General features: G+C 68.0%; 9 protein-coding genes and 1 pseudogene. 4 read left to right on the top strand and 6 right to left on the bottom strand.

Annotated elements, in window-relative coordinates; all coding sequences use genetic code 11:
• Positions 1-323 (top strand): annotated as a pseudogene (locus G3N99_RS30455) (M48 family peptidase); the annotation flags it as partial.
• 39 nt (positions 324-362) lie between these two features.
• Here G3N99_RS30455 and G3N99_RS30450 read toward each other — a convergent pair.
• From G3N99_RS30450 to G3N99_RS30425, 6 genes are all read right to left on the bottom strand, one after another.
• The gene (locus tag G3N99_RS30450; RefSeq protein WP_206124221.1) at positions 363-950 is read right to left on the bottom strand and encodes a DUF2946 family protein; all 588 of its coding nucleotides are present in this window, start codon (positions 948-950) and stop codon (positions 363-365) included.
• Positions 943-1,980 carry a hydrolase gene (locus tag G3N99_RS30445; RefSeq protein ID WP_174940359.1) on the bottom strand — a complete coding sequence of 346 codons (1,038 nt, stop codon included), beginning with the start codon at positions 1,978-1,980 and terminating at the stop codon, positions 943-945. Before G3N99_RS30445 ends, G3N99_RS30450 begins: the two co-directional genes overlap by 8 nt.
• A 29-nt stretch (positions 1,981-2,009) precedes the next feature.
• A complete protein-coding gene (locus G3N99_RS30440) occupies positions 2,010-2,456 on the bottom strand; it encodes a nuclear transport factor 2 family protein (RefSeq protein WP_006749968.1) in 447 nt (148 codons plus the stop codon).
• Between the two features lie 115 nt (positions 2,457-2,571).
• Positions 2,572-3,609 (bottom strand): lipopolysaccharide heptosyltransferase II, encoded by a 1,038-nt coding sequence (gene waaF, locus G3N99_RS30435; protein ID WP_041492938.1) that lies wholly within the window; start codon positions 3,607-3,609, stop codon positions 2,572-2,574.
• Between the two features lie 150 nt (positions 3,610-3,759).
• A complete protein-coding gene (locus tag G3N99_RS30430) occupies positions 3,760-3,954 on the bottom strand; it encodes a zinc-finger domain-containing protein (RefSeq protein ID WP_006749970.1) in 195 nt (64 codons plus the stop codon).
• Positions 3,955-4,004: 50 nt separating this feature from the next.
• A complete protein-coding gene (locus G3N99_RS30425; protein ID WP_083265912.1) occupies positions 4,005-4,928 on the bottom strand; it encodes a branched-chain amino acid transaminase in 924 nt (307 codons plus the stop codon).
• A 193-nt stretch (positions 4,929-5,121) separates the two neighbouring features.
• Here G3N99_RS30425 and G3N99_RS30420 point away from each other — a divergent pair, with 193 nt between their 5' ends.
• The 3 genes from G3N99_RS30420 to G3N99_RS30410 all read left to right on the top strand — a co-directional run bounded on the left by G3N99_RS30420 (position 5,122) and on the right by G3N99_RS30410 (position 7,673).
• A complete protein-coding gene (locus G3N99_RS30420; protein WP_011353070.1) occupies positions 5,122-5,877 on the top strand; it encodes an AzlC family ABC transporter permease in 756 nt (251 codons plus the stop codon).
• Positions 5,874-6,197 (top strand): AzlD domain-containing protein, encoded by a 324-nt coding sequence (locus G3N99_RS30415; RefSeq protein WP_174940363.1) that lies wholly within the window; start codon positions 5,874-5,876, stop codon positions 6,195-6,197. The genes G3N99_RS30420 and G3N99_RS30415 overlap by 4 nt, the downstream gene beginning before the upstream one ends.
• Before the next feature lie 279 nt (positions 6,198-6,476).
• On the top strand, positions 6,477-7,673 hold the full coding sequence (locus G3N99_RS30410) for a phosphoglycerate kinase (RefSeq protein WP_011353068.1): 1,197 nt from the start codon (positions 6,477-6,479) through the stop codon (positions 7,671-7,673).
• The last annotated feature ends 47 nt before the right edge of the window (positions 7,674-7,720 follow it).

The raw sequence follows: 7,720 nt of genomic DNA, 5'->3' as shown, positions 1-7,720 counted from the left end.
AGGCGCTGATCGCGGCGCGCCGTTTCAGTGAAGCGCAGGCGCAGGCACGCGCACAGGCGAAGGCCGATCCCGAACAGCCGGACTGGTGGGACTATCTCGCGAAGGCGAGCGACGGCAAGGGTGACCTGCTGGCGCGGCGCCGCGCGCTCGCGGAGAAGCTCGCGCTCGACGGCGCGTGGCCGTCGGCGATTCGCCAGCTGAAGGAGGCGCGCGATGCGAAGGACGTGTCGTTCTACGAGCAGTCGATGATCGGCGCGCGGCTGCTGGAATTCGAAGCGCGCTACAAGGAAGAGCGCGAAGACGAGAAGAACGGCCGCGGGTAGCGGCCGGTGCGCGGCAAGCGCGGCCGAGGCCGCTGTGGGTCAGTTGCCGCTGTCAGCCGTGTCGCGGGCCTGTTGCGCCGGGCTTGCGACGTAGCCGAACCGCGCAGGCACGTCCGCGCAGACGATGCTGCCGAGCGGCAGCGTGTGGCCGTCGCGCCAGCGCAGCACGGGCGGCGCGGCATCGAAATCCGCGTGATCGGCGAACAGCCCGAGGTCGTGGTCGTGCAGCGCCGCGATGCGCGGCGGCGTGCCGGCTGCGCGCAACAGCACGCCACCCGCGTCGTCGAGCCACGCTTCGTCCGGTTCGAACGGCGTGCCGGTCTGGTCGGTGAGCGTGAGCTGTCCGTCGCGTTCGGCGAGCCGGACGATCCACGGCGTATAGGCGAGCTCGACGTACACGCGCTGCGGCCCGTTCTGGAAGAACCACTGGCCCTGCGCGTCGCATTCGTAGTTGCGGCCGATGAACGCGTTCAGCGCCGCATGCCGGATCGGCGAGCCGAGCTCGCCGGCTGCTTGCGCGGCGTCGTCGCGCAGTCGCCATTCGCCGCGCCGGTCGAGCAGCAGCCAGCCGGTACAGTGAGGTACGTTCGGCCATTTGGCGAGGGCCTGCCTGACGATGTCATCCATGGTCGACGAATTTGGAGCAATAGCCGAACACCCGCGCCGACAGCCAGTCGAGGCGGCCGGGGAACGGCCCGGTCATGAATCCCGCGTGTCCGCCGGACGCGGGCTGGTCGAGCTCGACGGCCGGCGATACGTCGGCCGGGCCCGGCAGAGCGGACTCTGGCAGGAACGGGTCGTTGCGGGCGTTGAGGATCAGCGTCGGCACGTCGATCGCGGGCAGCAGCGGCCGTGTCGTCGCTTGGGTCCAGTAGTCGTCCGCATCCGCGAAACCGTGCAGCGGTGCGGTCACGACCTCGTCGAAGTCGCGCATCGTCACGGCCTGCAGCATGGCTTCACGGTCGAACAGCCCCGGGTACTGGTCGAGCTTCGCGAGCGCCTTGCGCTTGAGCGTCTTCAGGAAGCTGCGCGTGTAGACCATCGCAAAGCCTTGCGACAGCGCGCGCCCGCCGGCGTGCACGTCGATCGGCGTCGAAATCGCGGCGGCCGCCCGCAGGATCGACGTGTCGCTGCGATGCTCGCCGAGCCAGCGCAGCAGCACATTGCCGCCGAGCGACACGCCGGCCGCGACGAGCGGCCCGCGATGCTGCGCGGCAAGGCGGCGCAGGATCCAGTCGACTTCGGCGCTGTCGGCGAGATGGTAGAAGCGCGGCTGGCGGTTGATCTCGCCGCTGCAACTGCGGAAGTGCGGCACGACGGCGTGCCAGCCCTTCGCGCGCGCGGCGGCCATCATCGCGAGCGCGTAGTGCGAGCCGGAGCTGCCTTCGAGGCCGTGGAACAGCACGAACAGCGGCGCATCGGGCCGCGGCGCCGCGCTGTCGAGATGCGCGACCCAGTCGAGATCGATGAAGTCGTGATCGGGGGTTTCCCATCGCTCTCGTCGGTAAGCGACGACGGGACGCCGCGCGAACAGCGCGGGCACGATGGTTTGCGCATGGCTGTTGGGCAGCCAGCGTGGTGCGCGATAGCGCAGAATGTCGTCGTCGGGGGCCGGAGCCCCGGTCAGCGGCGAGGTGGGCGGAGAAGCCGTACTCATGATCGCCCCGCGTATGCGTTGCTTTTTCGTCAGTGCAGCGGACCCTGCCCGTGACGGATCTTCGCGGCGAATTGTCCGGCCGCTTGTTCAGGAATCGGGCTCGCGTGAATATGCGCGATGCGCCACTCGCCACGTTCGTGAATCATCACGTACGTCGCGAAAACCATGTCGGGTTCGGCCGTCAGGTCGGCCTGCTGATGCGCTTCGGCGATCGTATAGACGACCGTGCCGAGGCTGTCGTACACGCGGATGTCGAGCGGCTCGATCGTCACGGGGCGCGTGGCGAGCCGGTTGGCGAGCCCGCTGCGGATCTGGTCGAGGCCGTGCAGATGCTCGCCGTCCGCCCATACGCAGCTGGCGAAATCCTCGTCGATCCACAATCCCAGCAGCGCGTCGAGATTGGCATCGGCGACGGCCTGGTAGTAGGCGTTCAGCGTATCGGCGGCGGCTTCGAAGAGGCGGGCAAAACGTGGCATCGGGGTTATCTCTCGCGCGCGTCGCGCGCCGTATTCAGCACGGCGGCCCGGATGGAGCCGCCGTACACCGGTGAATCGGATTGCCCGGCGCGCCGTGCGACGCTGCCGGCCAGGGTCAGCGCTGCCCGACGAGCATGCCGCGCAAATCGCCGAATACCTGCTCGGGACCGAGTTCGCGCAGGCACTTCAGGTGGCCGAGCGGGCACTCGCGTTCGAAGCAGGGACTGCATTCGAGATGAAGCCATTGTACCTTCGCCAGGTCCGACAGCGGAGGGGTGTGGCGCGGATCGGTCGATCCGTACAGCGCGACGAGCGGCCGGCGTAGCGCGGCGGCAACGTGCATCAGCCCCGAATCGTTGGTGACCACCGCGTTCGCGCGCGCGATCAGCGCGCACGCCTCCGACAGCGACGTCTGCCCGCACAGGTTGCGCACGTTCGGCGCGTGGTCGGCGATCGCCTGCGCCGCCGCCGCGTCCTTCTGCGAGCCGAGCGCGACGATCTGCGTGTACGGGAACGACTGATGGACGATGGTGGCGAGCGACGCGAAGTGCTCGGGCGGCCAGCGCTTGGCCGGGCCGTACTCCGCACCGGGGCAGAACACGACGAGCGGCTTGCGCGTATCGAGATTGAAACGTGCGGACACGCGCGCCGTCTCGTTGAGATCGGCGTCGAGGCGCGGCGCGGGCAGCGTCTTCATCGACTCGGGCAGCTTCGCGCCCGGCGCGTACGCGAGCGCCGCGTAGTGGGTCGTCATCGGCGGCCGCTCGCCCGACTTGTCGGGGTTCGCGTGCCGCACGTTGAGCAGCCCGTAGCGGTGCTCTCCCGTGTAGCCGACCCGCAGCGGGATGTTCGCGAGCCACGGGATCACCGCGGATTTCAGCGAATTCGGCAGCACGTATGCCGCGTCGTAGCCGACGTCGCGCAGGTCGCTCGCGAGTTGCCAGCGACGCAGCAGCTGCAGCTTGCCGTGCGCGAGATCGGTCGCGTAGACATCGTGGATCTCGGGCATCCGTTCGAGCACGGGCGCGACCCACGAGGGCGCGACGGCATCGATCGCGATGCGGGGATGGTTTTTCTTCAGCAGCGCAAAAAGCGGCTGCGCCATCAATGCGTCACCGATCCAGTTCGGTGCGATAACCAGCGCTCGACGCATCAGGTCGACTTCCGATGTCGTAATGAAGCACGGCGCCCAGGCGCCGCGTTCGGGTTGCCAGAATGGAGAAGGGCGGCGCGCCGGCAATCCGGCTGCGCCGCCTTGGCGAGGGGCGGGCCTGCATCAGCCTGCAGGCCCGGCCGCCGGGGCTCAGTGGCCCTTGACGACCTCGCCGTCACGCAGCTTGTAGCGCGTGCCGCAGTACGGGCAGCGTGCCTCGCCGTGCGAGACGTCGATGAAGACGCGCGGGTGGGCGCTCCAGCGCGCCATGGCCGGGTTCGGGCAGTACGCGGGGAGATCCTTGGCCGTCAGCTCGACCAGCGGCATTTCCTTGATTTCACTCATGAGACTTTCTCTTATCACTCTTTTGTGGGGCGGTCGGTGGCGCGGCGCGCTCAGACCTTCGTCAGCCAGTTCGCGTACTTCGCGTTCTTGCCCGACACGATATCGAAAAACGCCGACTGGAGCTTTTCCGTGACGGGGCCGCGTGCGCCGCTGCCGATCGTGCGGTTGTCGAGCTCGCGGATCGGCGTGACTTCAGCGGCCGTGCCGGTGAAGAACGCTTCGTCGGCCGTGTAGACCTCGTCGCGCGTGATGCGCTTCTCGATCACCTCGATGCCGGCGTCCTTCGCGAGCGTGATGACGGTGTCGCGCGTGATGCCGTCGAGGCACGACGACAGGTCGGGCGTGTACAGCTTGCCGTTGTTCACCAGGAAGAAATTCTCGCCGGAGCCTTCCGACACGTAGCCGTCGACGTCGAGCAGCAGCGCTTCGTCGTAGCCGTCGGCCGTCGCTTCCTGGTTCGCGAGGATCGAGTTCACGTACCAGCCGGATGCCTTCGCGCGCACCATCGACACGTTCACGTGGTGGCGCGTGAACGACGACGTCTTCACGCGGATGCCCTTCGCGAGGCCTTCCTCGCCGAGGTACGCGCCCCATGGCCATGCGGCGATCGCGACGTGGATCGTGTTGCCCTTCGCGGCCACGCCGAGCTTTTCCGAGCCGACCCAGATGATCGGGCGCAGGTAGCACGACTCGAGCTTGTTCTCGCGCACGACTTCGAGCTGCGCGGCTTCGAGCGTTTCCCGGTCGAACGGCACGTCCATCTGGAAGATCTTCGCCGAATTCAGCAGACGTTTCGTGTGCTCGTACAGGCGGAAGATCGCGGTGCTGCCGTCGGCCGACTTGTACGCGCGCACGCCCTCGAAGACGCCCATGCCGTAGTGCAGCGTGTGGGTCAGGACGTGGATCTTGGCGTCGCGCCAGTCGATCAGCTTGCCGTCCATCCAGATCTTGCCGTCGCGGTCGGCCATTGACATAGATTTCTCCTGGGATGCGGTTGTATGCAGCGTTGAGCCGGAAAGACGCTTATTTTAGCGTCATTTGAAGGCGATCCGGTCGGTCGGCGCGGGGCCGGCGCTATAATCGACCGGTACCGATTCCAATAACGACGGGTCGTACCGGCAGGAGGCGCCGGCGCCCCGGCGAACCGCCCGCTGCGGCCCGCTTCCCATGCTCGCTCGATTGTCCGCCACCGACCGCTTCGCGCTGATCCAGGGCGCGCGCGACTATTCCCCGACGCTGATGGCGATTTTCTCGTGGGGGCTCGTCACCGGCATCGCGATGAGCAAATCGGTGATGACCCTCGGGCAGGCGAGCGCGATGTCGCTGCTGGTCTACGCGGGCTCGTCGCAACTCGCGGTGCTGCCGCTCCTCGCGGCGAAGCTGCCGATCTGGACCATCCTGCTCACGGCCGCGATGGTCAACACGCGCTTCGTGATCTTCAGCGCCGGGCTTGCTCCCCATTTTTCCTACCTGCCGCTGTGGCGGCGCCTCGCGATCGGCTATTTCAACGGCGACGTGATCTACCTGCTGTTCCAGAAACAGGGCTTCGCCTACGGCCACGTGCCCGGCAAGGAGGCGTATTTCTGGGGGATGGCGCTCGCGAGCTGGCTGTCGTGGCAGGTGTCGTCGCTCGCCGGCATCCTGCTCGCGAGCTTCTTCCCGGCGAGCTGGGGGCTGGAGCTGGCCGGCACGCTCGCGCTGATCCCGATCATGGTGTCGGCGGTCGCGAACCGCTCGACGCTCGCGGCCGTCGCGGTCGCCGGCGTCGTGTCGCTGATCGCGTTCGACCTGCCGTACCGGCTCGCGCTGCCGCTCGCGGTGCTCGCCGCGCTCGCGGCCGGCTGCACGGCCGATTTCTTCGTCGAGCGGGCCGACTGGCGGCGCATCCGCACCGAAACCGTGCACGAAAAGGAAATCGAATGAGCGCGACGGAAATCTGGATCGTCATCATCGGGATGACGATCGTCACGGCCGTCACGCGCGCGCTGTTCCTGATCGGCGGCGAACGCACCGTGCTGCCCGAGCGCGCGCAGCGCGCCATGCGCTACGCGCCGGCGGCGGCACTGGTCGCCGTCGTGCTGCCCGACGTGCTCGAAACGCCGGCCGGGCTGTCGTTCGCGCTGTCCAACCATCCGTTCTACGCGGCGCTCGCCGGCCTCGGCTGGTTCTTGTGGCGGCGCAGCATGCTCGGCACGATCGTCGTCGGGATGCTCGTGTTCACCGCGCTGCGCCTGATCTTCTGATGAGCCGCCGTTCAGGCCCGCTGGGCGCCAGCCGCTCGCGCGGGTGCATTGCTGCGTTGCGGCAATGTGTCCGTTCCCGCGCGCGATCCCAAATAGGCGGAATTCGCCGCCCGCGGGTCAGTCTGCCGGGTGGATCGGCTAGAATGCCCGTTCGAGATTTTTTACCCGTGCGCGTCATGCGAACCGCCAGCCACGGCCGCATCCGGCGCCCTTTCGCGGCAGCCCGCGCACGTCCAGCGTGAACCCCCTTTCCCCATCCACTACTTCAATTTGTTCAACATGAGCCAAGTCAAGCGTCTTACCGACCTGATCGCCGCCGGCCAGCTCGCCGGCAAGCGGGTATTCATCCGAGCCGACCTGAACGTCCCGCAGGACGACCAGGGCAACATCACCGAAGACACGCGCGTGCGCGCGTCCGTGCCGGCCATCCAGGCCGCGCTCGACGCCGGCGCGGCCGTGATGGTCACGTCGCACCTCGGTCGCCCGACCGAAGGCGAATTCAAGCCGGAAGATTCGCTCGCGCCGGTCGCGAAGCGCCTCGCCGAGCTGCTCGGCCGTGACGTGCCGCTCGTGTCGAACTGGGTCGAGAACGGCGTGAACGTCGCGCCGGGCCAGGTCGTGCTGCTCGAGAACTGCCGCGTGAACAAGGGCGAGAAGAAGAATTCGGACGAGCTCGCGCAGAAGATGGCGAAGCTCTGCGACGTGTACGTGAACGACGCATTCGGCACCGCGCACCGCGCGGAAGCGACCACGCACGGGATCGCGAAGTACGCGCCGGTCGCGTGCGCGGGCCCGCTGCTGGCCGCCGAACTCGATGCGCTCGGCAAGGCGCTCGGCAACCCGGCCCGCCCGCTGGTGGCGATCGTCGCCGGCTCGAAGGTGTCGACCAAGCTCACGATCCTGAAGTCGCTGGCCGGCAAGGTCGACCAGCTGATCGTCGGCGGCGGCATCGCGAACACGTTCATGCTCGCGGCCGGCCTGTCGATCGGCAAGTCGCTCGCGGAAGCCGACCTCGTCAACGAGGCGAAGGCGATCATCGACGAAGCGCGCGAGCGCGGCGCATCGGTGCCGATCCCGACCGACGTCGTGACGGCCAAGGAATTCTCGCCGACGGCCGTGGCCACGGTGAAGCAGGTCGCCGACATCGAAGCGGACGACATGATCCTCGACATCGGCCCCGATACCGCCAAGGCGCTCGCGAGCCAGCTCGAGAAGGCCGGCACGATCGTGTGGAACGGCCCGGTCGGCGTGTTCGAGTTCGACCAGTTCGGCAACGGCACCAAGACGCTCGCGGAAGCGATCGCCAAATCGTCCGCGTTCTCGATCGCGGGCGGCGGCGACACGCTCGCGGCCATCGCCAAGTACGGCATCCATGATCAGGTCAGCTACATCTCGACGGGCGGCGGCGCCTTCCTCGAGTTCCTCGAGGGGAAGAAGCTGCCGGCGGTGGAAGTGCTGGAAACGCGGGCGGCCTGAGCGTGGCGGCGCGCGCAGGGGTGATGAAGGCCGCGCGCTCCGCGAAA

Origin of the sequence: Burkholderia sp. Ac-20392 (genome assembly GCF_017104585.1) — a bacterium.
GTDB classification, from domain to species: domain Bacteria; phylum Pseudomonadota; class Gammaproteobacteria; order Burkholderiales; family Burkholderiaceae; genus Burkholderia; species Burkholderia lata.
Note: the sequence above shows the minus strand (reverse complement) of the source record. Positions and strands in the feature narration are given on the sequence as shown.

Excerpts from the sequence above, each read along its gene's own strand:
- G3N99_RS30450 (WP_206124221.1), bottom strand. The coding sequence starts at position 950 with ATGGATGACATCGTCAGGCAGGCCCTCGCCAAATGGCCGAACGTACCT.
- G3N99_RS30445 (WP_174940359.1), bottom strand. The coding sequence starts at position 1,980 with ATGAGTACGGCTTCTCCGCCCACCTCGCCGCTGACCGGGGCTCCGGCC.
- G3N99_RS30440 (WP_006749968.1), bottom strand. The coding sequence starts at position 2,456 with ATGCCACGTTTTGCCCGCCTCTTCGAAGCCGCCGCCGATACGCTGAAC.
- waaF (WP_041492938.1), bottom strand. The coding sequence starts at position 3,609 with ATGCGTCGAGCGCTGGTTATCGCACCGAACTGGATCGGTGACGCATTG.
- G3N99_RS30430 (WP_006749970.1), bottom strand. The coding sequence starts at position 3,954 with ATGAGTGAAATCAAGGAAATGCCGCTGGTCGAGCTGACGGCCAAGGAT.
- G3N99_RS30425 (WP_083265912.1), bottom strand. The coding sequence starts at position 4,928 with ATGTCAATGGCCGACCGCGACGGCAAGATCTGGATGGACGGCAAGCTG.
- G3N99_RS30420 (WP_011353070.1), top strand. The coding sequence starts at position 5,122 with ATGCTCGCTCGATTGTCCGCCACCGACCGCTTCGCGCTGATCCAGGGC.
- G3N99_RS30415 (WP_174940363.1), top strand. The coding sequence starts at position 5,874 with ATGAGCGCGACGGAAATCTGGATCGTCATCATCGGGATGACGATCGTC.
- G3N99_RS30410 (WP_011353068.1), top strand. The coding sequence starts at position 6,477 with ATGAGCCAAGTCAAGCGTCTTACCGACCTGATCGCCGCCGGCCAGCTC.